This is a genomic window from Faecalibacillus intestinalis (assembly GCF_003024685.1).
GTDB lineage: Bacteria > Bacillota_I > Bacilli_A > Erysipelotrichales > Coprobacillaceae > Faecalibacillus > Faecalibacillus intestinalis.
In genome coordinates this window covers 44,342-69,038 of record NZ_PYLQ01000002.1, presented here as the reverse complement: position 1 = coordinate 69,038, position 24,697 = coordinate 44,342, and the positions used below count along the sequence as shown (strand labels likewise).

Here is a 24,697-nt window from a genome sequence, read left to right as displayed (position 1 = left end):
TCCTTTACTTTTAATTACAAAGGTATTATAGAAAATATATAGAAATTAAATAAAAAAGTTTCCAAAATGGAAACTTAATACATCAAGATAAAATCAAGAATATGTCTTAATAAATAATCATTATATTTATCATTTAATGTTGGAATATATAAATAGTTCTTTGAAAAGTTTATATTATCTTTACAACTAATCAGCCATGTGTTAACTGAACACTTTAAAATATGATGCACCACTCTTTTATCAAAGTAAAACGTATTTCCATTGATACTAATGAGTAAAAGAAGATCACCATCTTGAAAATTATATTCTTTTTCAAAATCAACATCACAGATAATAGTTTCTTTTTGTTTTGCGGAAAGTTCATTTTGAATATAGGTACAAAGAGTTCTTGCATGACCATGACCATAAACAAAGATACGTTTACTTTTCTTTATATCATTTACTAATTTTAATAAATTGATTTCATCAATTTGATTCATTGTGTAATGTAATTCATCAATGATGTGATTTGTAAAAGATGAAAATTGTTTTTCTATACTATTCTGTAATGAAAATAAGGTTTTATTGGTTCTTTCCATACTAGAAATGTTATCTAAACAAGCATCTTTAAAATCTTTCATAGTTTCATAACCTAAAGATTTTACATATTTAGAAATTTGACTTTTCGATGTATGACAGGAAAGAGCAATTGCATCAATAGACATAGTTGGAATATCATTTAAGTTATTTTTAACAAATGAACTAATAATATATTTAGGAGAAAATTCATCGTTAGAATTTAAAATAATATTTAACTTATCAATAAGCATCCTTATTTCCTCCCCTCAATATCATTTTATCATATTATTTCTATTTACCAATATTTTCAATAGTTGTTTGAATTGTCTTTTCACCTAATTTCCATTTAGCAGGACAAACATTATCCCCGTGTTCATATACAAATTGACAGGCATGTAAACGTCTTAAAAGTTCATCAGCATTTCTACCAACATTTCCAGCATTGACTTCATAGACAACGATTTTACCTTCAGGATCAATAATAAAACTTCCTCTTTGAGCTAAACCATCATTTTCATCAAAGACATCAAAATCATAGGTAAGTGAATGTGTAGGATCGCCAATCATTGGATATTCTATTTTAGAAATGTTTTCAGAAATATCATGCCATGTCTTATGAGCAAAATGGGTATCTGTAGAAATGGCATAAATTTCACAGTTCACTTTCTTAAATTCTTGATATTTTTCTTGTAGATCTTCTAATTCAGTAGGACAGACAAAAGTAAAGTCAGCAGGATAAAAGAAAAATAAAGTCCATTTTCCTAGTAAATCCTTCTTTGTGATTTTCTTAAATTGTTTTTGATGATAAGCATAAGCTTCAAAATCATCTACTTCTTTATAAAGTAAAGACACAAAATCACCTCCATCTAAAGTATGTGAATAAAAACTTAAGATTATCATCACATAATTCACAATAATTCTTTACATGTTTGACACAAAAAAGTTGCATAGAGTTCACAAAAGCTGGGTATATTAAACATGTAAAAGATAAAACAATCTTTTACAATATGAATAGTTTTTCATATTCCCTTCCCAATTATATATCAAAGAGAGCCGAGAGGCTTTTTTTGTGTTTATAAACTTGATAAAATGAGATAGGGTGATGAAAATGTATAGTGATTATCATGTACATACAAATTATAGTGATGATAGCACTTATTTAATGGAAGATGTCATTAAAGATGCGATTAAGATGAAGATGGACGAGATTTGTTTTACAGATCATGTGGATTATGGAATCAAAAAAGATTGGGATGAAGGTCCGATAGAGTACCTTTACGGACAACCGCAAGTAAATGTAGATTATCCAAAGTATTTTAAAGAAATTGAAAGTTTAAGAAAAAAATATCCTAAAATTACAATTAGACAAGGTATGGAATTTGGTGTGCAAGTTCATACAATACCACGTTATCAAAAACTTTATGAACAATATGATTTTGATTTTATCATTTTATCTATACATCAAGTCAATGATCAAGAATTTTGGACACAAGATTATCAAAAAGAAAAATCACAACAAGAATATATAGAAGGTTATTATCAAGAAATGTTGAATGTGGTTAAAAAGTATAAAAATTATAGTGTGTTAGGTCATTTGGATTTGATGACACGTTATGATGAAATTGGCAATTATCCTTTTGAAAAAGTAAAATCAATAATTACAGAAATATTAAAAACTGTGATTCAAGATGGTAAAGGTATTGAAATTAATACTTCAAGTCATCGTTATGGTTTAAAGGATTCAACACCTTCGAGAGATATTTTAAAGCTTTATAAAGAATTAGGTGGAAAGATTATTACGATTGGTAGTGATAGTCATAAGCCAGAACATTTAGGAGCTTATATTGATGAAGCAAAAGAATTATTAAAAGAAATAGGTTTTGATTCTTTTTGTACATTTGAAAAAATGAAACCAATCTTTCATCAACTATAAAAACATTTTGCAAAATAAAAAAACATGTAAATACTTGCGATATAAGAAAGAGTCGTCTATAATGTGAAAGGTTTGGATATTTTTGGAAATTGAAGGAGAAAAAAGTGAAAGAAAATTATGATGTAATCGTTGTTGGTGCAGGTCCAGCAGGAATTATGACATGTTACGAATTATATTTAAAAAATCCTGAATTAGAAGTATTACTTATAGATAAAGGACATGACGTTATGAATAGACATTGTCCTATTAAAGATAAAAAGATCAAACAATGTCCAGTTCATAAAGATCGTGAACCTGGATGTATCCCAGCGTGTTCTATTACTGATGGTTTTGGTGGAGCGGGAGCTTATTCTGATGGTAAGTTTAATATTACAAGTGAGTTTGGTGGTTGGTTAACTGACTATTTAAATAATGATGAAGTTGAAGATGTGATTCATTATGTAGATAATCTTTATTTAAAACATGGAGCTACTAAAGAAATTACAGATCCTACTACAGATAAAGTTAAAGAAATTGAACACCGTGGATATGCTGTTGGGTTAAAACTTTTAAGAGCAAAAGTAAGACATTTAGGTACGGAAGAAAACTTAAGAATTATGACAGAAATGTCTAATGAATTAAAACAACATATGGATTTACAATTTAAAACATCTGTTCAAGATATTCTTGTAGAAGACCATCATGCAACAGGAATTGTTTTAGAAAATGGACAAACGATTCACGCTAAAAAAGTTGTTTTAGCGCCAGGTAGAGATGGTTCAGCATGGCTTACAAAAGTTTTATCAAATCAAGGATTAAAACTTTATAATAATCAAGTAGATATTGGTGTTCGTGTAGAAACAAGCAATATTGTTATGGAAGAAATTAATAAGAACTTATATGAAGGTAAATTTGTTTACAATACTTCAGTAGGAACAAAAGTAAGAACTTTCTGTTCAAATCCTAGTGGTCATGTTGTTATTGAAAACCATAGTGGAACAATGCTTGCTAATGGTCATGCTTATCATGATCCAAAACTTGGAAGTAAAAATACAAACTTTGCTTTACTTGTATCTCATACATTTAGTGAACCATTCAATGAACCAAATGAATTTGCCCATGAAATATCAAGATTAGCGAATAAATTATCAAATGGTTCAGTTATTGTTCAAAGATATGGAGATATCAAACGTGGAAGAAGAACAACATATAAGAGATTAAAAGAAGGATATACAGATCCTACTTTACCAGAAGCAGTACCTGGAGACTTAGGGCTTGTGTTACCATACAATACAATGAAATCAATTATTGAAATGATTGAAGCGTTAGATAATGTAACACCAGGAATTGCGAATGAACATACTTTATTATATGGTGTAGAAGCAAAATTCTATTCAGCAAGACCAAAAGTAAGAGATGGTTTTGAATCTGAAATTGATGATTTATATGTTGCTGGGGATGGAGCAGGACTTACAAGAGGGCTTGCCCAAGCGGGTGCAAATGGTATTTTAGTCGCACGACATATTGTTGAAAATATTAAATAAAAAGATAGAAAAGAGTTGGTTTTCATGACTAACTCTTTTTTGTTTGTTAATTTTAATGTGTTTCCTATTGACTAGGAAATTTGTGATTAGTAATTTATTTTAACGATTGGTATTATACAGTTGTATTTCAACTAGCTAGCAGAAATTAAATAAAAAAAGGAGAAACGAATATGTCTAAGTTACAAGATATACTGTCAAAATGGTTGATGCCTATTGCCAATAAAGTTGAAGAGCAAAAACACTTACAGGCTATCAAAGACGGTATGATCGCTATTATACCTATTATCATTATCGGTTCGTTATGTATATTACCGATGGGGATTATGAACTTATTAGGTTCAGGTACAATTCATGATTTTATTGCTAATAATCTTAGTGTTTTTACTTATCCTGATAAATTTACTAATGGATTACTATCACTTTATGCTGCTTATTTTATTGCAGAGGCCTTAAAAGAAAAATATAATCTCGATTTAGGATTTATTGGGATTATGGCAGCTGTATGTCATTTAATTGTTTGTGGTTCTTCTATTGAAAATGGAATAAGCACTACTTACTTAGGAGCTGAAGGCTTATTTACAGCTATCGTTACAGCAATTCTAGTAGTGGAAATTTCAAGATTTATGGTAGAACATAATATCACAATTACACTTCCAGGTAGTGTTCCAGAAATGGTAGGAAAGAGTTTTTCAAGTTTATTACCATTTGTTATTAATGTAATTGTTTTTACAGCTATTGCTAATATTTGTTTGGGTATGAGTGGAAAATTGTTACCAGCACTTATTATGAGCTTACTGGCTCCTGCAATTTCCTCTATGGATACATTACCAATGTTGTTATTAGTGATTCTTATTACACAATTATTGTGGTTCTTTGGATTGCATGGACCAGCAATTACTTCTGCAGTATGGGCTCCATTTGCAATTCAATATGCTGCAGAAAACATAGCAAATTATGCAGCAGGAAAAACAGTAACACACGTTTTTACATATGATGCTTACTATAACATGTTACAAGTTACAGGCTCAGGTTTAACAATTGGTTTAGTTATCTTAATGATGAGATCAAAAGCAAAAAGTTTAAATTCGATTGGTAAGTTGGGAATTATTCCTTCTTTATTTGGAATTAATGAACCAATTATTTTTGGAACACCAATCATTTTAAATCCGATTATGTTTATTCCATTTGTATTTGGACCTTTAATTCCTACTATAATTGTTTACTTATCAATGAAATTAGGATTATGTGGATTACCAATTACAAATCCACCAGGTTTTTTACCACCAGGTGTAGGTGCTTTCTTAGCAACTTTAGATTATAGATCAATTATTGTAGTATTTGTTTGCCTTGCTGTAATGACATTGATTTATTACCCATTTTTTAAGATAATGGAATTAGAAGAATTAAAAAAAGAAAATTTAGATAAAGAATAAGAGATGAAAAATATGTTTACCAAAAGACAACTCAGAATACTTGAACTTATAATTAGAAATTCTTATGGCATTACTGGCTCAAGAATGGCTGAAGTATTATCTGTTTCATCACGCACTATTAGAAGTGATATTGTAGTGATTAATACAATTTTGAAAGAATATGATTTTATGATTAAGTCTTCTAGTAAAAAAGGATATTACATAGATAATGAAAAGTATCAGGATATGTGCTCTTTTATCAGACCCTATTTATCTAAGTCATTAGATGATAAAAATAGGATGTATGCTATTGTAGGAAGAGTATTGTTTGATGGTAAACAATATTTCTTAGATTTATCAGAGGAATTAGATTTAAGTGAACAAACTTTATATAAAGTTTGTCAAAAAATAAAAAATTATTTTGTAAGACAATACAATTTTAATTATTTTGTTATTAAAAGTGAATATATTGATATCAATTGTAAAGAAGAGGAAGTAAGACAATTATTATTACAATTGACGATAGAGCTTATTATGTCAAAACGTAGTGATTATTTAATACAAATTGAATTGTTATTAAATGATAATTTTTTTGACAATGAATATCAAAAAATCTTAAATATTATTAAAGAAAAAGCTGAATCAATTTATATGGTGATTGAAGGACAAAGCCTTGATATGATAGCTTTAGCTTTCTATATGATGATTGTGAGAAATAGAAGTCAGTTCTATATAGAGAACCCTATTTCAAATAAAGCAGCCTATTCTTTTGTTGATTTGATGATTGAAGAATTAAGTAATTGTGATTTTGAAATTAATGAAAATGATGGTTTATTGCTTAATGATTTTTGTTGGGGAATTAAAATGTCTTGTGCGAATGATCAAATCAATATTTCCTCCCAATGTTATGAAGTATTGAGTGAGTTTTGTCAAAAGGTTGCAGATCGTTTCCACGTATATTTTTTAGAATCAACAGAAACCATTCAATATTTAAGTACACATATCGAATATATGATTAGACGCATTGAAACAAAATACGAGCTAAAAAATCCAATCATATACGAAATTAAAAAAATGTATCCTGTGTCATATGAAATAGCAATCGTTTTATCAGATGTCATTTATAAACATGTCAAATGTTATCCTAATGATGATGAATTATCTTATATTACATTATATATTGAAAATTTTTTACACAATTATAATAGAAAATTAAGAGTAGTTATTGTAAGTGAAGCACGTCCAGGACTCAATTATATGATTGAAAGTTGGTTAAAAAACAACTTTTCATATAGAATGAACTTCTATGGATTTGTGACACTTCACGATCTTGATACATTTATAAAAAATAATCATATAGATATTGTTATATCATCAAGAAGAATTACACAATCTATGAAGATTCCTTATTATGTTATTGAAGGAATTCCTAATAAAAGGGATTTTGAACTATTAACTAGCTTAGTTCATCGTATAAGTGACAATAATCAATTTGAAGAAATTGTAAAAGAATTGTTTTCACCTGAAATAATTCAATACTTTAATCATAATGAAGATTTTAATGATGTTATATTACAATTATCGAAACAACTCTATCAAAATGGCTATATTGAAAATGTAGAGGATTTTTCACAAAGAGTGATTGAACGTGAAACCCTCTATTCAACAGTTATTAATAGTAAAATTGCTTTACCACATCCACTTATAAATAAGGAAAAGAAATCAGGAGTAGCTGTTGGTATATTAAAAAATCCAATTTCACTTAATAACAAAGATGTAAAACTTGTATTTTTACTTGCATTTAATAAAGAAGATGATATTGAAATGTGTTATTTATTAGATTTTATCAGAAGAATATCTTTAAATAAGGAAAATTCTATAGAATTAACATCTTCTAATAATTCTAAACAATTTTTACAAAAAATTGTTTATTTATCAAAAAATATACAATAAAAGAGGATAGAAATATGGCTTATACATACTGGACAGAAATAAAAACAAGAAATGGTTTTGCTGCTGATGAAATCATTTCGACATTACAAAAATCAATTCGTAGAAGTAAGGTGGAAGAAGCATGTGAATGTGCGTATGAAATGTATATTACTTCTCCACAAATGTTAGATAAATTATGGCGTCGTTTATTAACAATTTCAGTAGAAGATATTGGATTTGGAAATTTAAACGCTGCAGATCATGTGCATGCTTTAAATGAAATGAGAAAAAATTTTCCATATGATGATGGTGATCAACCAATGTATTTCATTCATGCAATTAGAATTTTATGTGAAAGTACAAAAGATAGATCAAGTGACTATTTAAAAAATATTATTATTAAAGGTTTTGCCATGGGAAAAACGCCAACAATTATTGATTTAGCTTTAGATAAACACACTAAACGTGGAAGAGAAATGGGAAGAGGATCAAAACACTTCTTTGAAGAAGCAACAATTGTTGTTCCACAATTAGAAATTGATAATGATTATAGAGAAAGATATGGAAAAATTTTAGAAACATATGATCCAAAAAATGCTATTGAAAATGCATTTGTTTATAGTAGTGAACAATTTTAATTAAAATAACTAAATCATATAATCAAAGATAAGTCTACCAATGTATGATTTTAAAAATAATATACAATAGGAGACAAAAAAATGAAGAATAAATTTTCAATTGTAATTGCTGGAGGAGGAAGCACATATACTCCAGAAATTATATTAATGTTATTAGATAACTTAGATAGATTTCCATTAAGAACAATAAAACTTTATGATAACGATGAGAATCGACAAAATAAATTAGCTAAAGCTTGTGAAATTTTGATAAAAGAAAAAGATCCAAGTATTTCATTTGTTGCGACAACTAATCCCCAAATTGCTTATACTGATGTTGATTTTTGTTTAGCACACATTCGTGTTGGACAGTTACCGATGCGTGAATTAGATGAAAAAATTCCTTTAAAATATAGTGTTGTAGGACAAGAAACATGTGGTCCAGGAGGCATTGCTTATGGAATGCGTTCTATTGCAGGAGTTTTAGAAAATATTGACTATATGGAAAAATATTCGCCTAATTGCTGGATGTTGAATTATTCTAATCCAGCAGCTATTGTTGCAGAAGCAACAAGAAGATTCCGTCCTCACTCTCGTATTATTAATATTTGTGATATGCCAATTGGTATGGAGAATAATATGGCTAAAATCGCAGGTTTATCAAGTCGAAAAGATATGGATGTTAGATATTATGGTTTAAATCATTTTGGTTGGTATACGTCAATTAAAGATAAATCAGGATATGAATTATTACCAAAAATTAGTGAACATGTAAAACAATATGGTTATGTACCTAGTCAATATGAATATGAACATGCAAAACGTGACAGTTGGTTTGAAACCAATTTATTTACTAGAGAAATTATAAAAACGGATCCAACAACTATACCAAGCAGTTATCTAAAATACTATTTATTTCAAGATCATGTTGTAAATAATTCTAACATTGAATATACAAGAGCGAATGAAGTAATGGATACAAGAGAGAAAGAAGTATTTAGTGAATGTAAAAAAATTGCTGAAGCAGGTCATTCAAATGGTACTACATTAAAAATTGGTATTCATGCAGAATTTATTGTTGATTTAGCTATAGCTCTTGCTTATAACACTCATGAAAGAATGTTATTGATTGTTGAAAATAATGGAGCAATAGCTAATTTACAAGATGATGCAATGGTTGAAATTCCATGTATTGTTGGTAAAGATGGATATGAACCGTTATCGATTGGGAATATTCCTTTATTCCAAAAAGGTTTAATTGAACAACAATTGGCAGTAGAAAAATTAGTTGTAGAAGCATGGGCTGAACATTCTTACCAAAAATTATGGCAAGCGTTAACGTTATCAAAAACGGTACCGAGTGCAACAATTGCTAAAAAAATTTTAGATGACTTTATAGAAGTTAATAAAGATTATTGGCCTGAATTGAGATAATTATGAAAAAAAGATATAGTTTACTTGTTATAGGAACGGTAATCATGGCTTTAGGTGTCACATTAGCTGTTAAGGGTGGCTATGGATGTGATCCGTTATCAATGGTATGGGAAGGTCTAACGATTCGCTTTCCTATATCGTTAGGAATTGCTAATTTAATTGTTTCATCTATATTTATTGTAATGACATTATTTGTTGATAAAAAGCAAATATCAATAGGTACAATTATTAATCCTCTTGTTATGAGTATATCAACTGATTTATTTATGCAAATAATAAGACCGTTTTCTATAGAAGGACTCCAAATGATGCAGTCTATTTTAGGAGTGTTTATTATGGCAATTGGAGTAGGTATTTATACTTCAAGTGATTTAGGAAAAGGTGCATATGATGCTATAGTATTTGGGACTGCTCATCGCTTCAATAAAAAGCTTTTCTTTGTACGCAGCTTATTTGATTTGCTATCGCTTGTTATCGGATTAACGATGAATGCTCATTTTGGTATAGCAACTATTATGGCAGTATTGTTTGTAGGAAAGATTATTCAATTCTCTAATGAATTCATGATAAAAAGAATTTTTTGTGAAGTTGATAGAATAAATATGAAATTAGATTAATAAAAACATGTTTCGAAAATAGAAACATGTTTTTTTATATCGACAAATTATTTTAATAAATTTGTAAGAAGTATATTATTTTTTTGAGGATAAATATGAATAAAGAAGTGACTCAAAAACAATGAGAACTTGTCCAAAAAAGGTATTAGGTACAAGGTTATCATGACTAAAAGGATTATATGTACCAACAATAATTGGTAAAGTTGCATATTGATAAGTTTTAGAATTTTTATTAGCTAAAAAACAAAGTGTATCAATATGTTGCTTATGTGCTAATTCAACAAAATCAATTAATCTATTGGTAATACCTGAATTAGAAATGATAATCAATAAGGTATCATCTTGGAAATTTTCATCAAGCATTTCGGTATGAATGACACTCATGGCATAAAAGCCATTAAGTGTAAGTCTTTGACAAATGTAATCAGCAATTGGAGCTGAAAATCCCATACCAAAAACAACGATTTTACTATTTTTATGTTTATTTAATAATTGAATAAAATGAGGTAAATAGTTTTCGTATTTTTGAGCAGGAGCATTATTCTGAGTATTACTAGATAGATGATAAATCATATCACTATAACCACTAAATTCTAATTTATTACATAAACGATAGATGGCAGAAGTTGATGTAAAATTATCTTTTGCCATTTGTCTAATGGTAATATTTTTTAAATTTTTTTGATTTTTTTTAATATAAGTTAATATAGAAACTTCTAATTCATTTAAATCAAATTTATCTTTTAAATGATCAATGTTCATAAAATCACCTCGCCACAATTATGTCACAGAAAAAATAAAGGAGCAAGAGTAATGGCAAAAGCAATGTATGACCCATGGTCAAAAATCGTTACAAAAAACGGTTATGCAGGAGATGAAGTTATTTCTGCATTACAAAAATCAATTAGAAGAGCAAAAGAAGAAGATGCATGTATGTTTGCATATGAAATGTATATCTCTTCACCACAATTATTAGAAAAGATGTGGAGACGTTTATTAACTATTTCAGTAGAAGATATTGGGATGGGAGATCCTATGGCTGCTGTATTAGTTAATAACTTATATCAAATGTCTAAAAACTTTGATTATGCAGATGGAGATCAACCAATGTATTTCATTCATGCAATTCGTTATTTATGCAGTTGTCAAAAAGATCGTTCAAGTGATTTATTAAAAAATATTTGTATTAAATCATTTGCAATGGGTAAATTCCCAGAAATTCCAGATGTTGCTTTAGATAAACATACAGTAAGAGGAAAAGCAATGGGACGTGATTCATTCCATTTCTTACATGAAGCAAGTAAAGTTATTCCTCAAATGGAAGTAGATAACGATTATAAAGAACGTTATGCTAAAATCTTAGAAGAATATGATCCAGAAAATGTAGTAGATACAGCATTTACATTTAATGGTTGGCAATTTTAATTAAATATTTAAGGGGAATAGGAAAAAATGATAGAAAAATTAGAAAAGCTATTAGAGCCTTTCGCTAATAAGTTAGCACAACAAAGACATTTACAAGCTATTTCATCAGGAATGATGATGCCACTTGGATTAATTGTTATTGGATCTTTATTTTTAATTGTTGCAAATCCACCAATTAATCTAGATTTAGTTGATTTACATACAGGAAATATCTTTTTAAAAGCATTAATTAGTTGGAAACAATTTGCTGTCGCAAATTATGATGTATTAACTTTACCATATAATTATACAATGGGACTTGTTGGTCTTATTTCAGCATTTGGTATTGCTTATTGTTTAGCAGAAAGCTATCAAATGAAATCAGCAGTCTATGGTATTATTGCAATGTGTACTTTCTTAATGGTGTCAGCACCATTAAAAGATGGTGGTATCCAAACAAGCTATTTAGGAGCTGATGGATTATTTGTTGCAATTATTATTGCTTTGATTTCAGTAGAAATTTCACGATTTGTAAGCAAGAAATTAGTTATTTCATTTCCAGCAAGTGTACCAAGTGCAGTTACTGATTTTGTAAATAGTTTATTACCACTTGCAGCTAATATTATTATTATTTATGGTTTAAATATTGCTTTAGTAGCAGCTTCAGGTAAAAATTTACCAGATTTCATTATGTCTATTTTAACACCAGCTATTTCAGGTGTTGATAATATTTGGATGTTTATGGGAATTTATTTATTCTCTAATATTTTATGGTTATTTGGAATTAATGGTTCTTCTATTGTATTCCCAATTGTATTCGCATTATGTATTTCAAATACTGGAATCAATGCTGAATTAGTGAATGCTGGAAAAGAACCAACAGCTTTAATTAACCTACAAATGTTTAGATATGTATTAATTGGTGGAGCTGGTAATACATTAGGTCTTGTTTTACTAATGTGTAAATCTAAATCTAAACACATTAGATCAATTGGTCGTTTAAGTGTTTTACCTGGTATTTGTGGTATTAATGAACCAATTATCTTTGGAACACCAATTGTATTAAATCCTATTTTATCTATTCCATTTTTAATTATGCCATGTATTTCATCAGGACTTGGATATCTTGTTCAAAAAATGGGAATTGTATCATTAGGATATATTGTTGATCCTTCATTTACACCATTCTTTGCACAAGGATTCTTATCAGCATTAGATATCAGAAATGTTATCTTTATGTTTGTACTTATTGCTATTTCTGTGGCAGTATACTATCCATTCTTTAAAGTATATGAAAAAAATACTTTGGATCATGAAGGTGAATAAAATATATTGAAAAGCTACGATAAAAAGTAGCTTTTTTGTTTGCTTTTTATTTACACATATATTATTATGAAATCCACAAAAAGTATTTTAAGGAGTTTGATAAATGCAATCTATTGTAAAGATGAATGAGGAATTAAAAATACGTTTATTTTATGTACTATCAATTACAGCTATTGTTGCTAATACGATAGGATTTATATCTAATGCTATTATTTATGGTTTTACGTCTATAACAATATTTACTTTAGTTTGTGCAATTATTATGTATATTGCGGGAATTATGGGAATGTATACTAAAAATAGCAAGTTGCCGTCAGTAATTATTTTAGTATTAGGAAATATTATAGAGTTTCCTGTTTTATATTTGGTTTATGGTGCTTATTATATTTTGTATATGATTTTAGGTATTGTAAGTACAGTATTATTTTTAGAAGAAAAGTGGCAAATAATAGGTTCTTTATTTATTTTTTTTTACGATGGAATTGTTATTTATATTAAAGTGATGTATTCGCATCTTTTTGCAGGAATAGAGATTAATCCTAATCTTATTGCTATTTTAGTGACTTATTTTATAGCAATGATCAGTATTGTTATGATGTCGATTATTTTAATGAAACATTATCGTTTACAACAAGATAAACTTTCAGAACTAGCAAACCAACTTCAAGAGATGGCACACTTAGATCCTTTAACACATATTTATAATAGAAGATATTTAGTTGAATATTTAAATAAAAAAAAGAAGATTGAAAATCAAGAATTTGCAGTCGCTTTATTAGATATAGATGATTTTAAAAGTATTAATGATCAATATGGACATATTTATGGTGACCAAACATTGCAAGCTTTTTCAGATTCTATGAAGAAAAATATGGATAATAAAGGAATTGTTACACGTTTTTGTGGTGAAGAATTTATGCTTGTATTTGATGATATAAATCATGAAGTTATAGAGGATACCTTGAATAAAGTTGCTGAAGAATTTGCACTTTATGGAAAACAATCAAAAGGAATTGAATTATCTTTTAGTGGTGGTGTAGAAGTTTTTTATCAAGAAGATGAAATTGTTAAATTGTTTAATCGAGCGGATCACAAACTTTATTATGCGAAACATACAGGATAGAAAAAGATTGTTTTTGATATCGATGTTTAATATAAATACATGTGTTTCTTTATATTGAATTTACAAGGTCATTCCTATATAATCATAAATAATATGAGGGGGACATATCATGATTATTAGTGGAAAAGAGATATCAAAAAAGATAAAAGAACAGTTAAAAGTTGAAGTTGAAGAAATAAAAAATAAATACAATAGATTACCAAAACTTGCGGTTATTTTAGTAGGGGAAAATCAAGCAAGTCAAGTATACGTTAGAAATAAAGAAAGAGGATGTTCTTATGTAGGAATGGATTCTTTAAAAATTACACATGATGCAACTTTTAGTGAAGAAGAACTTTTAAACGAAATCAAACAATTAAATGAAGATGAAACAGTTGATGGAATTTTAGTACAATTACCTTTACCTAAACATATTAATGAAGATAAAGTTTTAGAAGCCATTGATCCATCAAAAGATGTAGATGGTTTTCATCCAGAAAATGTGGCTAAGTTATTTTTAGGACAAAGAAGTTTAGTACCATGTACACCTAAAGGAATGATGGTTTTATTAGATGAAATCAACTATGATTTAACAGGAAAAGAAGTTGTTGTTGTGGGAAGAAGTAACATTGTAGGAAAACCAGTAGCGCTTTTATGTTTACAAAAAAATGCCACTGTAACAATCGCTCATAGTAAAACAAAAAATTTAAAAGAAGTTTGTCAAAGAGCAGATGTTTTAATTGCAGCTGTTGGTCGTGCTAAAATGATCAATAGTGACTATGTTAAAGAAGGCGCTGTTGTTTTAGATGTTGGTATTAATCGTGATGAAAATAATAAACTTTGTGGAGATGTCGACTTTGAAGATGTGAAAGATAAAGTTTATGCAATCACTCCTGTTCCAGGAGGAATTGGACCAATGACGATTACAATGTTATTACAAAACACTTTAGAAGCATTTTATCATCATCAAGGAGAGTAAATATGGATTATCAATTAAATGATATAGTAGAAATGAAGAAACAACATCCATGTAAAAAATCAAATCAATGGAAGATTGTAAGAATGGGTGCTGATATTAAAATTAAATGTTTAGGATGTAATGCAATTGTTATGTTTTCTAGACGTGATTTTGAAAAACGTTTAAAAAAAGTTGTAGAACATGTAGAGTAGTATTTATGAAATTTCATAAATACTCTTTTTTTAGGAATATTAAGAGCTTGATGGTATAGTCATTTTTATGTAATAATTTGAATGATAAAAGGGAAAGGGAAAGAACTTGCAATGGTTCTTTTGAAAGAAAAAATGGAAATAATTAAATATGAACTAAAATATAAACAACAAGTACAAAATGTATGTATTTCTCAATCAACATCTAGATATAAAGATGATAATGCTAAAAAGGCAACATTAGCTTTATATTGTGATCCTTATATTGATAAAGAAATCTGTTTAATACTTAAAAATGATTTAGATGAGGTGTGTGGTTATATTTTATGTGCCAAGGATTTAAAGGCTTATGAAAAAAATGCATATCCTTATTATTTGACTTTAAAAGAATTAGATGAAGTAAAAGCAAAAAGATTTTCTAATGCTAATCGTGAACTAGAACGTTTTTATCCTGAATATCCAGCACATATTCATATTGATATATTAGAAGAATATACAGGTAATGGTGTGGGTTCAAAGTTAATGCAAGCTTTATTTGAAGTTTTAAAAGAAGAAAAAGTACCTGGTATATGTGTTTTAGTTGATACAAATAATAAACGTGCGGTTAGATTTTATGAAAAAATGGGATTTAAGGCATTTGAAGAAAATCCAGGCATTATGTTATGTAAGTTAGATTAATATAATAAATGAAAAAACCTGCCAAGCAGGCTTTTTTAATCTTAGATAAGATCAAGTTTTTCTAAAGCATATGCAATACCATCATCTTCAATATCTTTTGTCACAAAATAAGCAATATCTTTCATAGCTTGTACACCATTAGCCATAACAATAGAATGTTTAACATAACGTAACATACTTTCATCATTGAAAGAATCTCCAAAGACATAACAATGATCTAAATCGCTTTTAAAATCATCCGCAACAGTTTGAATACCTGTAGCTTTTGAGTGATTCTTTGGTACGATTTCCCACATTTCTTCACTACGTTCAATAATATCAAAATCTTGAGAAATATTATCTCTAAAGGCTTGGATATCATGATCAAACCAAATAGTAAATTTATCAAAGGAAAGATTTGAATCTTCACTTGTTGAAACATTGAAACCATTATTTGTATATCTTTCTTGAATTCCTTGAACAAAAGAATTTTTAATATGAGTATTAAAATAAACATGATCTTTTGATTCTAAAACAGCATCAATTTCATATTTTTTAATAAGAGATGCAATTTCTTTACATCTTTCTTTAGATAATTGATGATGATAGATTACTTGGTCATGATAAGTGATGTATGTTCCACATCCACAAATATAACCATCAGGGTTTAAATCATGAATCTCTTGATCTATTGTAGAAATAGGTCGACCTGTATTAATAAAAATGAGATGTCCATTTTCTTTAGCTTTTTTTAAAGCTTCTTTAGCACTTTGAGGAACAGTATGAGTCTTTTCACTCAATAATGTACCATCAATATCAAAAAATAATAATTTTCTATCTTTCATTTTTTTACTCCTTCGTAAGTATTATAACGAATAATCGAAAAAAAGGGTATTTTGTTTCTCGCTCTTTATAAAAAATTATGATAGAATGAACCAATAAAAAGGAATGATGATATGAGTTTAATAATAATTTTATTTATTGTAATGTTAGTAATCTTTAGTATTTTATGGGGAAATCGTACTTTTTCAGTAAAAACCTTAAATCAAATGATTTATCACATGATTGTTCCTTGTGATGGAACAGATGAAGGTATTTTTAAAGATTGGTTTTTAAATTGTGCACCACCAACCTTTTTAACAACTTTAATAGGAGTATTTTTATTATATAAAACACCACTTGTTTTTTTATTTGATTACCAAGGTATTTGTATTACTATTTTAATTCTTGGAACATTGCTTTACGCATTAATTAATTATCAAATTATTACGTATGTTTTTGATATGGTTAGAACATCTAAACTTTATGAAGAACATTATGTGGATCCTCAAAATGTTGAATTAGAATTTAAAGAAAAAAGAAATTTAATTCATATTTATTTAGAATCTGTAGAAAATACGTATCTTTCTAAAGAAGATGGCGGACAAGAAAAAAATAATTATATTAAAGAATTAGGTAAGCTAGCAAAAGAAAATATTAATTTTTCACATTCGAATAAAATAGGGGGTTCTTATACTATTGAAGGAACACAATGGACTATTGCTTCAATGGTTGCACAAGAAGCGGGAATTCCGCTTTTATTACCGATGTCAAAAAATAAATATGATGAAAATTCTTCATTTTTATCAGGATGTTATACATTGGGTGAAATATTAGAAAAACAAGGTTATCAAAATCGAATTTTAATGGGATCAGATGCTAACTTTGGTTGTACCTCTAATTTTTATAAACAACATGGAAATTTTAAAATAGAAGATACAACTTCTTTAAAGAAAGAAGGAAGACTTCCTCAAGATTATCATGTTTTTTGGGGATTTGAAGATAAAAAAGTCTTTGAATTTGCGAAAGAAGATTTAACAGAAATGGCTAAAAGTAATCAACCATTTTGTATGGAACTGGTGACAATTGATACTCATACACCAGATGGATATATTTGTGACGAGTGTAAACATGAATATGATAGTCAATACGCTAATGTTATTAGTTGTCAATCAAGACAAGTGGAAGCTTTTGTAAGATGGTGTCAAAAACAAGAATGGTATGAAAATACAACAATTGTTATTACGGGTGATCATAAAAGTATGTCTGAAAAATTCTTTAAGCACTTAGATAAAACCTATTTACGTACTCCTTATAATTGTTTTATTAATAGTGCAATTGAACCTCTTCAACCTAAAAACAGAAAATTTGCTATCTTTGATTTTTATCCAACAATTCTTGCGAGTCTAGGAGTCAAGATCAAAGGTGAACATCTAGGATTAGGAACAAACTTATTTAGTGATGAAAAAACACTTTTAGAAAAATATGGGGTAAAGAAAATTAATAGTGAAGTCACTAAATATTCTCAATTTTACCGTAAAATATTGATTAATAAACAAAAGAACGTGTAGGTGCACGTTCTTTTAAGATTGAAAATGTTTTTTCATTTCTTCTTTTTCTATACTAGATAAATCTAATAGGTCCATTGCTTTATCTAATGGTATTGCCATTTTTTTCATTAAATTTTTAATCGATGCAATTCTTTCCAATTTTTGTCCTTGTACTAGTCCTTGTTCAAGCCCCATAGAATGTCCTTTTTCTATATTTTCTCTGGCTATCATTTCTCCTAAATTACACATCTTTTTAACCTCCTTCTCTATTTCTTCAAATCCATATTCTTTCATAACTTCTTTCTTTATCAAAAGATCGTATGTATTATTTAAAAATATGACTAATGGTGTCTTTATCCAATCACTATCTTCATACTTATTTTTGATATCATGATCTTTATTTAAGTATATCATAATCTGTTCGCTTTTATCATAACTTTCTAACCTTTCAATAGTACTTCCACTGACATTTTCTAATTTAGAGTTTATGCGATTGACATGTCCATCTCGTTTTTTTGCTGCCTGTGGAAGTATCCATATGACATAGGTCTTTTTCATTCCATCATAGTTTCTATAATCATATTCCTTTCCATTTTGACTGGTAATCATTCTTGAAAGATAATCATTTCCTCTTGTTAGTGGGGCATATCCGGGATTCTCTACATTTTGTATCTCTACATCTAGATAAATTCTTTTCATTGTTCCATCAGCTTGTGGCAGATTGATACAGCAGAAATAATCGAATTCCACTCTTCCATGATGAGCAATATCGATGACATTATTTAGCTGTTGGAAATAAGAATTCCCTTCCTGATCCTTCTTTCCTTTAATAAGTTCAATGATTTCTTCTAAAGATACATCCTCAGCTTCTTTAATAAATCCTTTAATGATTCTTCCTAAGATTTCAGGATGTCCTAATATTCTTTTACAGAGTTTATCAATCATGATAATATGATCATTTGATGTGATATCTAATACTTTTTCCATTTAGTTTTTCCTCCTATTATTATATAGACAATTTTTTGATGTTTTTCTTTTTATTTTTTAAAAAAAGTAAAAAAATAACGAAATAAAAATTTCGTTATATCAAATAAATGATCAATGCAATTAAAAAACCACAAAGAACATCACTTATAAAATGAACAGCACAAATGATTCTTGATAGCCCTACAATACATGCAATAAATAAAGCAATGATTCCTAAATGAATATTAATATTCAATAAGGCAAATGCAATCGCAAAAGCACTTACTGTATGACGACTAGGAAAAGATTCTCCTGTTTTATGACCTACAAGTGGTTCAATATTAAATGTCATACAAGGACGTGGACGATTATAGAGTTTTCTAATAAGTGTTACAATCAAAAAAGAACTTAATGGTTTAATGATTGTCAATAATAGCTTTGATGAATGATTAATAAATAATATGAGAAGTGTTAAAGCATAAGGTGCGGCTGTAAGATAAGGGGTTATTTTAGCTATTACAACGCATATTTTGTCTAAATGATGTTGACGGATGTAATTGAGATTGTTTTGATAAAATTTTTCCATTATTTTAAGATAAAGACTGTTTCTCCTTTATTAAGTGTCAGTATTTTTCTTTCAATTCTTGGATGAGAATATTTTTTTCTAACGTAATTTAAAAGAATAGAAGAAGAATATCCATGGATCACAGTGACCTCTTTTACAAGAATTGAAGTTCCTTTTAAAAAATGATCTAGTTTTACTTTAGCTTCACTTTGACTACATCCGTGTAAATCTATTGTTGATAACATCCAATCACCTCTTTGATATTATAAAATAAATTTAAATGAAAAAAAATGACAAAACGAAAATATTGCTTTTATGGGTATTTTTCATTACAATAAAGAGGTAAAAAAAGAGGAGTGAAAAAGATGGCATTAACAGCAGGTATTGTAGGATTACCAAATGTTGGTAAATCAACATTATTTAACGCAATTACAAATGCACAAGTAGAAGCAGCAAACTATCCGTTTGCGACAATTGATCCAAATGTAGGTGTCGTAGAAGTACCAGACTATCGTTTAGATAAATTAACAGAAATGATTGAACCTAAAAAGACAGTTCCAACAACTTTTGAATTTACGGATATTGCAGGACTTGTAAGAGGTGCAAGTAGAGGTGAAGGTTTAGGAAATAAATTCTTAGGAAATATTAGAGAAACGGATGCAATTTGTGAGGTTGTAAGATGTTTTAGAGATAAGGATGTAACACATGTTGATGGTGATGTAGATCCTATTAGAGATATTGAAACAATTAATTTAGAATTGATCATGGCTGATTTAGAAACAGTTGAAAAACGTATTGGACGTTTAGAAAAGAAAGCTAAATCAGGTGATAAAGAAGCTAAAGCTGAAATGAGTGTTTTAGAAAAACTAAAACCAACATTAGAAGCAAATAAACCAGCAAGAAGTATTGAATTTGATAAAGAAGAAATGTTAATTGTCAAACAATATACTTTACTTACAATGAAACCATTAATCTATGTAGCTAACTTAGGTGAAGAAGATTTAGAAGATCCAATGCAAAATCCATATTATGTTCAAGTTTTAGAATTTGCGAAAGAAGAAGGTAGCGACGTTGTTCCTATTTGTGCAAAAATTGAAGCTGAATTAGTAGGAATGGATAAAGAAGAAAAAGCTATGTTTATGCAAGATTTAGGTATTGAAGAAAGTGGTCTTGATAAATTAATTAAAGAAGCTTATAGCTTATTAGGTCTTAGAACATATTTTACAGCTGGAGTACAAGAAGTAAGAGCATGGACATTTAAAGAAGGAATGACAGCTCCAGAAATGGCGGGTATCATTCATAGTGATTTCCAAAGAGGTTTTATTAAAGCAGAAACATATAGTTTTGATGATTTAGTGAAATATGGTAGTGAACATGCTTTAAAAGAAGCTGGAAAAATTAGACAAGAAGGTAAACAATATGTAGGTCAAGACGGAGACATCATGTTGTTTAAATTTAATGTATAATGAAAAAAGCAATTAGATATATCTTATTAACTGTCTGTGTTTGTGTATTTTGTTATTCAGCATATAATTTAATTAATATTTATTTGAATTATAAAAAAATAGATGATGATTATGGAGAATTAGCTAAAACTTATACGAAAGAAAAAGAAGAAAAAGAAGAAAAGGAAAGCTATTTACAAATTAATTGGGATGAGCTTTTACAAAGAAATAAAGATGTGAAAGCGTGGATTCAAATTCCAAATACAAATGTGAATTATCCTGTTTTACAAGGCGAAACGAATGACACTTATATTCATAGTGATATAGATCATAATGAATTAAGTGCAGGTAGTATTTTTATCGCAAGTGAAAATGAAGATCCATTTAATGATTTTAATACGGTTATTTATGGTCATAATATGAAAAATGGTTCAATGTTTAATAATATTAAATCCTATACGGATCAAAGCTTTGCGGATGAACATCCTTATGTTTATATTTATTTACCTGATGGTACAGTAAGTCAATATAAGGTTGTTGTTGGTCATATTATTTCAGAAACAAGTGTTTTATATAATACACATATTGTAGATACAGCTTCATTTGTACAAGAAATGGTAAAGACATCTTCTATTAAAGTAGATTTTGATCAATCTCAAGTACAATCGGTAATTACTTTATCTACTTGTACTTCTGCAGGAAGTGAAAGTGGTAAAAGAAATGTAGTACATGCGATTTTACAAAGAAAAGGGATTGATCCTGTAAAAGAAAAAATGGAAAACTAGAGAAATCTAGTTTTTTTGTTGTTAATTGTAAATGAGCTTGAATTGAATAAGTATGTCCGATGTGCTAAAATATTTGCATGTTAAGAGGGTGTTTTAATGGTTAAAAAAAAGAAAAGAAGTTTTATGTCTAAGTTGTTTTCTAGACGTATTTTATTATTAATACAATTTATCGTTTCTATCATTTTTTTAGGATGTATTTACATATTAAAGATGTTACCAATGAAATATTATTTGATTTTATGTGGTATTATTTTTTTGTTATGGATGTTAAGTTCATTGCTTATTAAATCAGGGATTAAAAAGAAAAAGCGAGAAAATAAATATGCTAGATTGATTTTTGGAAAGCTATTATCTTTAATACTTAGCATTGCTTTAGGATTTGTTTCGGTAATGGCTTTTAAAGGAAATAATTTTTTATCTAATATTACAGGTTCTTTTACACAAACAAGAGTTATTTGTATGTATGTGAAAAAAGAGAGTGCTATTAAAAGTTTAAGAGATGTAAAAGATAATACAGAAATTGGAATTGCTAGTGAAAAAGGCTCAAAGAATATTACATCAGCAATTGCTAAAATAGAAAATAAAGCAAATAAAGATTTTCAGACAAAAGATTATAAAGATTATTCTTTATTAGGAGATGCTATCATGGATGGAGACATTGATGTTATTGTTGCTGATAATGCTTATATGGCTTTATTAGAAGCAAATCATGAAGGCATTGATGAAAATCTAAAGAGTTTATATAAAGTAGAAATTCAAGAAAAATTAAATTCTGTGACACAAGAAACAAATGTGACTAAAAATCCATTTATTGTTTATATGACAGGAATAGATACTTATGGGACAGTTTCAGCAATTTCAAGAGCTGATGTTAATCTTGCTGTCTGTGTTTCCCCAATTCAAAAACAAATATTAATTGTATCTATTCCTAGAGATACACAAATTACCTTGCATAAAAATGGAAAAATGGATAAATTAACGCATTCAGCTATGTATGGTATTAACGAGACAATTTCTTCTATAGAAGATTTCTTGGATTTAAAAGTGAATTATTATGCTAAGACAAACTTTAGTGGAATTACTAATATCATTGATGCCTTGGGTGGAGTAACAATTGATTCACCTTATGAATTTACAACATTACATGGGCATTATCATATTAATAAAGGAATTAATGAAATGGATGGAGATAAAGCTTTATGTTTTGTAAGAGAAAGATATGCTTTGCCAAGTGGTGATTTTGATCGAGGAAGAAACCAACAAAGATTACTTAAAGCCATGATCAATAAAGCTGTTTCTCCTAAAATCATTACAAACTATTCAAATATTTTACAAGCAGTAGAAGGATGTTTTGAAACTAATATGTCATCTGAAGATATAAAATCACTTGTTCAAATGCAATTAGATGATATGTCTAAATGGAAAATGTACAATGTTCAACTTACGGGAGATCCAGAAATTTCATATAAAACATATTCTATGAAAGGTAAGAAATGTTATACAATGAAACCTAATAAAAAATCTTTGAATGGTATTATTAATGTTATTAATAAAATTGAAGATGGTAAAAGAATTACTGATCAAGATGTAAAAGGATTACAAGGTGCTTAACCTGTAATCCTTTTTAAATGACAACTCTTAATTTAAAATGGTGTTGATGAGTAGAAAATTGACAATTTCCATGGAGCTTTTCAACTGTATAAGCAATACTTTGAGTTCCAAAGCCATGATCTTTTTCTTTAGATATAGGAATACCATCTACAAAAATAGGTTCATTTAAGTAATTATTTTCAATAGATATAAGTAACTTACCACATTTTTCTTGCATATTTAATTCTATAAAACGTTCATTTTCTAATAACATAACAGCTTTAAAAGCATTTTCTAAACCATTAGATAGAATAGAAGTTAAATCGATATCACTAATAGACAATTGTTGAGGAACATCTAAATGATAATGAAAATCAATATTTTCATCTTTCATTCTATTTTCATAAGATGTCATAATCATATTAACAGTATCATTTAAACAATATTTCTTTCTTACAGTTTGATCGATGACATCAAATAAAGTATGAATATATTCGATAGCATGTTCATTTTGATTATTTTTAAGATCGTTTAGTATATTGTTTAAAAAATGACGCATATCATGTCTCATTAAAATAATCTTTTTTTCATTTTCTTCCATCAGCTTCATTTCTTTTTTTGATTGTGCTTGTTTCATATAAATAACCTTATTGGTCGTTTCTATTTTTTGCTTTTCTTCATATTGTTTAAAATAAACGGTACAGAATACAAAATAACAGATACATAAAAGAAATGGTGTAAATTCTACAGTTGTTTTATTTCCAATATAAAGAAGCTTTGTATAAACGGTAGAAAGATAATCAAATATATAATAGAACATTGGAATGATACCAAAAGAAATAAGTTCATGTGATTGTTTTTTTAATAATTGAGAAATAGGTAAATAAACAAATTTAATAATGAAAACAAAAGAAATAATGAGTGTTAAAGAATAGGTTATATTATCTATATTCTTAATAAAAGAGGAAACAAAGATTGTTGTCCAGTTACTTATTTGACAACATAAATAAGCACTTGTTATAGCAATTAAACTTGGAAATAATCGTTTTTTGAAAATTAAAACAAAAAATAATAAAAGTGGTAAATGGGTAATAAAAGGATATAAAGAAATAACAGCCGATAAATCTTTAGTAAAATAGAAAATTCCCTGAAGTACTAAATCAATATAAAAGAATAGAAAAAGACAAATGACATTCTTTTTATTGATTCTAATATCTAGAAACAGTGCAGAAACAAAGATACCGAATAATAAAGTTAAAGTATAACGAATAGATTCTAAAATAGTATAAATCATA

The 24,697-nt window shown here is 28.0% G+C and carries 25 protein-coding genes; 17 read left to right on the top strand and 8 right to left on the bottom strand.

The genetic code is table 11. The features are described 5' to 3' along the window. Positions 1-74: 74 nt before the first annotated feature. Positions 75-809 (bottom strand): MurR/RpiR family transcriptional regulator, encoded by a 735-nt coding sequence (locus C7U54_RS01880; protein WP_107029118.1) that lies wholly within the window; start codon positions 807-809, stop codon positions 75-77. A gap of 40 nt (positions 810-849) precedes the next feature. Next, complete coding sequence (gene ahpC / locus C7U54_RS01875; protein WP_107029117.1) at positions 850-1,410, bottom strand: alkyl hydroperoxide reductase subunit C; 561 nt, start codon at positions 1,408-1,410, stop codon at positions 850-852. A 256-nt stretch (positions 1,411-1,666) separates the two neighbouring features. Here ahpC and C7U54_RS01870 point away from each other — a divergent pair, with 256 nt between their 5' ends. The 7 genes from C7U54_RS01870 to C7U54_RS01840 all read left to right on the top strand — a co-directional run bounded on the left by C7U54_RS01870 (position 1,667) and on the right by C7U54_RS01840 (position 10,026). Further along, the gene (locus tag C7U54_RS01870; RefSeq protein WP_107029116.1) at positions 1,667-2,491 is read left to right on the top strand and encodes a histidinol-phosphatase HisJ family protein; all 825 of its coding nucleotides are present in this window, start codon (positions 1,667-1,669) and stop codon (positions 2,489-2,491) included. 104 nt (positions 2,492-2,595) lie between these two features. Continuing rightward, positions 2,596-4,014, top strand: coding sequence for an NAD(P)/FAD-dependent oxidoreductase (locus C7U54_RS01865; RefSeq protein ID WP_107029115.1), 1,419 nt, complete (start codon positions 2,596-2,598; stop codon positions 4,012-4,014). Positions 4,015-4,184: 170 nt separating this feature from the next. Next, complete coding sequence (locus tag C7U54_RS01860; RefSeq protein WP_107029114.1) at positions 4,185-5,447, top strand: PTS sugar transporter subunit IIC; 1,263 nt, start codon at positions 4,185-4,187, stop codon at positions 5,445-5,447. A gap of 12 nt (positions 5,448-5,459) precedes the next feature. Then, entirely contained in the window at positions 5,460-7,379 is a 1,920-nt protein-coding gene (locus C7U54_RS01855) for a BglG family transcription antiterminator (RefSeq protein WP_162297480.1), read from the top strand. A gap of 14 nt (positions 7,380-7,393) precedes the next feature. Further along, complete coding sequence (locus C7U54_RS01850; RefSeq protein ID WP_107029112.1) at positions 7,394-7,996, top strand: hypothetical protein; 603 nt, start codon at positions 7,394-7,396, stop codon at positions 7,994-7,996. 81 nt (positions 7,997-8,077) lie between these two features. Next, positions 8,078-9,409, top strand: coding sequence for a 6-phospho-alpha-glucosidase (locus C7U54_RS01845; RefSeq protein WP_107029111.1), 1,332 nt, complete (start codon positions 8,078-8,080; stop codon positions 9,407-9,409). 2 nt (positions 9,410-9,411) lie between these two features. Beyond that, entirely contained in the window at positions 9,412-10,026 is a 615-nt protein-coding gene (locus tag C7U54_RS01840; RefSeq protein ID WP_107029110.1) for a YczE/YyaS/YitT family protein, read from the top strand. 75 nt (positions 10,027-10,101) lie between these two features. Here the strand turns inward: C7U54_RS01840 and C7U54_RS01835 are convergent, their stop codons facing one another. Further along, the gene (locus C7U54_RS01835; protein WP_107029109.1) at positions 10,102-10,788 is read right to left on the bottom strand and encodes a MurR/RpiR family transcriptional regulator; all 687 of its coding nucleotides are present in this window, start codon (positions 10,786-10,788) and stop codon (positions 10,102-10,104) included. 51 nt (positions 10,789-10,839) lie between these two features. Between C7U54_RS01835 and C7U54_RS01830 the strand changes: the two genes are divergently transcribed. The 6 genes from C7U54_RS01830 to C7U54_RS01805 all read left to right on the top strand — a co-directional run bounded on the left by C7U54_RS01830 (position 10,840) and on the right by C7U54_RS01805 (position 15,703). Next, positions 10,840-11,451 (top strand): AAA family ATPase, encoded by a 612-nt coding sequence (locus tag C7U54_RS01830; protein ID WP_107029108.1) that lies wholly within the window; start codon positions 10,840-10,842, stop codon positions 11,449-11,451. Between the two features lie 27 nt (positions 11,452-11,478). Next, on the top strand, positions 11,479-12,756 hold the full coding sequence (locus C7U54_RS01825; protein WP_107029107.1) for a PTS sugar transporter subunit IIC: 1,278 nt from the start codon (positions 11,479-11,481) through the stop codon (positions 12,754-12,756). 103 nt (positions 12,757-12,859) lie between these two features. Then, positions 12,860-13,879 carry a GGDEF domain-containing protein gene (locus C7U54_RS01820; protein ID WP_107029106.1) on the top strand — a complete coding sequence of 340 codons (1,020 nt, stop codon included), beginning with the start codon at positions 12,860-12,862 and terminating at the stop codon, positions 13,877-13,879. A gap of 109 nt (positions 13,880-13,988) precedes the next feature. Continuing rightward, the gene (folD, locus tag C7U54_RS01815; protein ID WP_107029105.1) at positions 13,989-14,837 is read left to right on the top strand and encodes a bifunctional methylenetetrahydrofolate dehydrogenase/methenyltetrahydrofolate cyclohydrolase FolD; all 849 of its coding nucleotides are present in this window, start codon (positions 13,989-13,991) and stop codon (positions 14,835-14,837) included. Between the two features lie 2 nt (positions 14,838-14,839). Then, positions 14,840-15,028 (top strand): DUF951 domain-containing protein, encoded by a 189-nt coding sequence (locus tag C7U54_RS01810; protein WP_022002571.1) that lies wholly within the window; start codon positions 14,840-14,842, stop codon positions 15,026-15,028. Between the two features lie 81 nt (positions 15,029-15,109). After that, entirely contained in the window at positions 15,110-15,703 is a 594-nt protein-coding gene (locus tag C7U54_RS01805; protein ID WP_107029104.1) for a GNAT family N-acetyltransferase, read from the top strand. A 41-nt stretch (positions 15,704-15,744) separates the two neighbouring features. Here the strand turns inward: C7U54_RS01805 and C7U54_RS01800 are convergent, their stop codons facing one another. Further along, the gene (locus C7U54_RS01800) at positions 15,745-16,527 is read right to left on the bottom strand and encodes an HAD family hydrolase (RefSeq protein ID WP_107029103.1); all 783 of its coding nucleotides are present in this window, start codon (positions 16,525-16,527) and stop codon (positions 15,745-15,747) included. Positions 16,528-16,638: 111 nt separating this feature from the next. Between C7U54_RS01800 and C7U54_RS01795 the strand changes: the two genes are divergently transcribed. After that, positions 16,639-18,072: an LTA synthase family protein gene (locus tag C7U54_RS01795; RefSeq protein ID WP_022002574.1), complete on the top strand. Its 1,434-nt coding sequence runs from the start codon at positions 16,639-16,641 to the stop codon at positions 18,070-18,072. A 12-nt stretch (positions 18,073-18,084) separates the two neighbouring features. Here the strand turns inward: C7U54_RS01795 and C7U54_RS01790 are convergent, their stop codons facing one another. The 3 genes from C7U54_RS01790 to C7U54_RS01780 form a co-directional block, all read right to left on the bottom strand. Next, complete coding sequence (locus tag C7U54_RS01790) at positions 18,085-19,038, bottom strand: hypothetical protein (RefSeq protein ID WP_107029102.1); 954 nt, start codon at positions 19,036-19,038, stop codon at positions 18,085-18,087. A gap of 94 nt (positions 19,039-19,132) precedes the next feature. Beyond that, entirely contained in the window at positions 19,133-19,603 is a 471-nt protein-coding gene (locus tag C7U54_RS01785) for a phosphatase PAP2 family protein (protein ID WP_107029101.1), read from the bottom strand. Continuing rightward, entirely contained in the window at positions 19,603-19,827 is a 225-nt protein-coding gene (locus tag C7U54_RS01780; protein WP_107029100.1) for a Smr/MutS family protein, read from the bottom strand. Before C7U54_RS01780 ends, C7U54_RS01785 begins: the two co-directional genes overlap by 1 nt. A 120-nt stretch (positions 19,828-19,947) precedes the next feature. Between C7U54_RS01780 and ychF the strand changes: the two genes are divergently transcribed. The 3 genes from ychF (at position 19,948) to C7U54_RS01765 (ending at position 23,423) form a co-directional block, all read left to right on the top strand. Beyond that, entirely contained in the window at positions 19,948-21,048 is a 1,101-nt protein-coding gene (gene ychF, locus C7U54_RS01775) for a redox-regulated ATPase YchF (protein WP_022002578.1), read from the top strand. Next, positions 21,048-21,812: a class B sortase gene (srtB, locus tag C7U54_RS01770; protein WP_022002579.1), complete on the top strand. Its 765-nt coding sequence runs from the start codon at positions 21,048-21,050 to the stop codon at positions 21,810-21,812. The genes ychF and srtB overlap by 1 nt, the downstream gene beginning before the upstream one ends. Positions 21,813-21,908: 96 nt before the next feature. Then, positions 21,909-23,423: an LCP family protein gene (locus C7U54_RS01765; RefSeq protein ID WP_107029099.1), complete on the top strand. Its 1,515-nt coding sequence runs from the start codon at positions 21,909-21,911 to the stop codon at positions 23,421-23,423. A gap of 13 nt (positions 23,424-23,436) precedes the next feature. Here C7U54_RS01765 and C7U54_RS01760 read toward each other — a convergent pair whose 3' ends face one another. Next, positions 23,437-24,696 (bottom strand): sensor histidine kinase, encoded by a 1,260-nt coding sequence (locus C7U54_RS01760; RefSeq protein ID WP_107029098.1) that lies wholly within the window; start codon positions 24,694-24,696, stop codon positions 23,437-23,439. Between the last annotated feature and the right edge of the window lies 1 nt (position 24,697).

What these genes read in the sequence shown, in the direction of transcription:
- C7U54_RS01800 (WP_107029103.1), bottom strand. Translation starts at nt 16,527, where the DNA reads ATGAAAGATAGAAAATTATTATTTTTTGATATTGATGGTACATTATTG.
- C7U54_RS01860 (WP_107029114.1), top strand. Translation starts at nt 4,185, where the DNA reads ATGTCTAAGTTACAAGATATACTGTCAAAATGGTTGATGCCTATTGCC.
- C7U54_RS01825 (WP_107029107.1), top strand. Translation starts at nt 11,479, where the DNA reads ATGATAGAAAAATTAGAAAAGCTATTAGAGCCTTTCGCTAATAAGTTA.
- C7U54_RS01765 (WP_107029099.1), top strand. Translation starts at nt 21,909, where the DNA reads ATGGTTAAAAAAAAGAAAAGAAGTTTTATGTCTAAGTTGTTTTCTAGA.
- C7U54_RS01820 (WP_107029106.1), top strand. Translation starts at nt 12,860, where the DNA reads ATGCAATCTATTGTAAAGATGAATGAGGAATTAAAAATACGTTTATTT.
- C7U54_RS01870 (WP_107029116.1), top strand. Translation starts at nt 1,667, where the DNA reads ATGTATAGTGATTATCATGTACATACAAATTATAGTGATGATAGCACT.
- C7U54_RS01760 (WP_107029098.1), bottom strand. Translation starts at nt 24,696, where the DNA reads ATGATTTATACTATTTTAGAATCTATTCGTTATACTTTAACTTTATTA.
- C7U54_RS01835 (WP_107029109.1), bottom strand. Translation starts at nt 10,788, where the DNA reads ATGAACATTGATCATTTAAAAGATAAATTTGATTTAAATGAATTAGAA.
- C7U54_RS01850 (WP_107029112.1), top strand. Translation starts at nt 7,394, where the DNA reads ATGGCTTATACATACTGGACAGAAATAAAAACAAGAAATGGTTTTGCT.
- folD (WP_107029105.1), top strand. Translation starts at nt 13,989, where the DNA reads ATGATTATTAGTGGAAAAGAGATATCAAAAAAGATAAAAGAACAGTTA.
- C7U54_RS01805 (WP_107029104.1), top strand. Translation starts at nt 15,110, where the DNA reads ATGATAAAAGGGAAAGGGAAAGAACTTGCAATGGTTCTTTTGAAAGAA.
- C7U54_RS01785 (WP_107029101.1), bottom strand. Translation starts at nt 19,603, where the DNA reads ATGGAAAAATTTTATCAAAACAATCTCAATTACATCCGTCAACATCAT.
- C7U54_RS01855 (WP_162297480.1), top strand. Translation starts at nt 5,460, where the DNA reads ATGTTTACCAAAAGACAACTCAGAATACTTGAACTTATAATTAGAAAT.
- C7U54_RS01845 (WP_107029111.1), top strand. Translation starts at nt 8,078, where the DNA reads ATGAAGAATAAATTTTCAATTGTAATTGCTGGAGGAGGAAGCACATAT.
- ychF (WP_022002578.1), top strand. Translation starts at nt 19,948, where the DNA reads ATGGCATTAACAGCAGGTATTGTAGGATTACCAAATGTTGGTAAATCA.
- C7U54_RS01830 (WP_107029108.1), top strand. Translation starts at nt 10,840, where the DNA reads ATGGCAAAAGCAATGTATGACCCATGGTCAAAAATCGTTACAAAAAAC.
- C7U54_RS01880 (WP_107029118.1), bottom strand. Translation starts at nt 809, where the DNA reads ATGCTTATTGATAAGTTAAATATTATTTTAAATTCTAACGATGAATTT.
- C7U54_RS01810 (WP_022002571.1), top strand. Translation starts at nt 14,840, where the DNA reads ATGGATTATCAATTAAATGATATAGTAGAAATGAAGAAACAACATCCA.
- C7U54_RS01795 (WP_022002574.1), top strand. Translation starts at nt 16,639, where the DNA reads ATGAGTTTAATAATAATTTTATTTATTGTAATGTTAGTAATCTTTAGT.
- C7U54_RS01840 (WP_107029110.1), top strand. Translation starts at nt 9,412, where the DNA reads ATGAAAAAAAGATATAGTTTACTTGTTATAGGAACGGTAATCATGGCT.
- C7U54_RS01790 (WP_107029102.1), bottom strand. Translation starts at nt 19,038, where the DNA reads ATGGAAAAAGTATTAGATATCACATCAAATGATCATATTATCATGATT.
- srtB (WP_022002579.1), top strand. Translation starts at nt 21,048, where the DNA reads ATGAAAAAAGCAATTAGATATATCTTATTAACTGTCTGTGTTTGTGTA.
- C7U54_RS01780 (WP_107029100.1), bottom strand. Translation starts at nt 19,827, where the DNA reads ATGTTATCAACAATAGATTTACACGGATGTAGTCAAAGTGAAGCTAAA.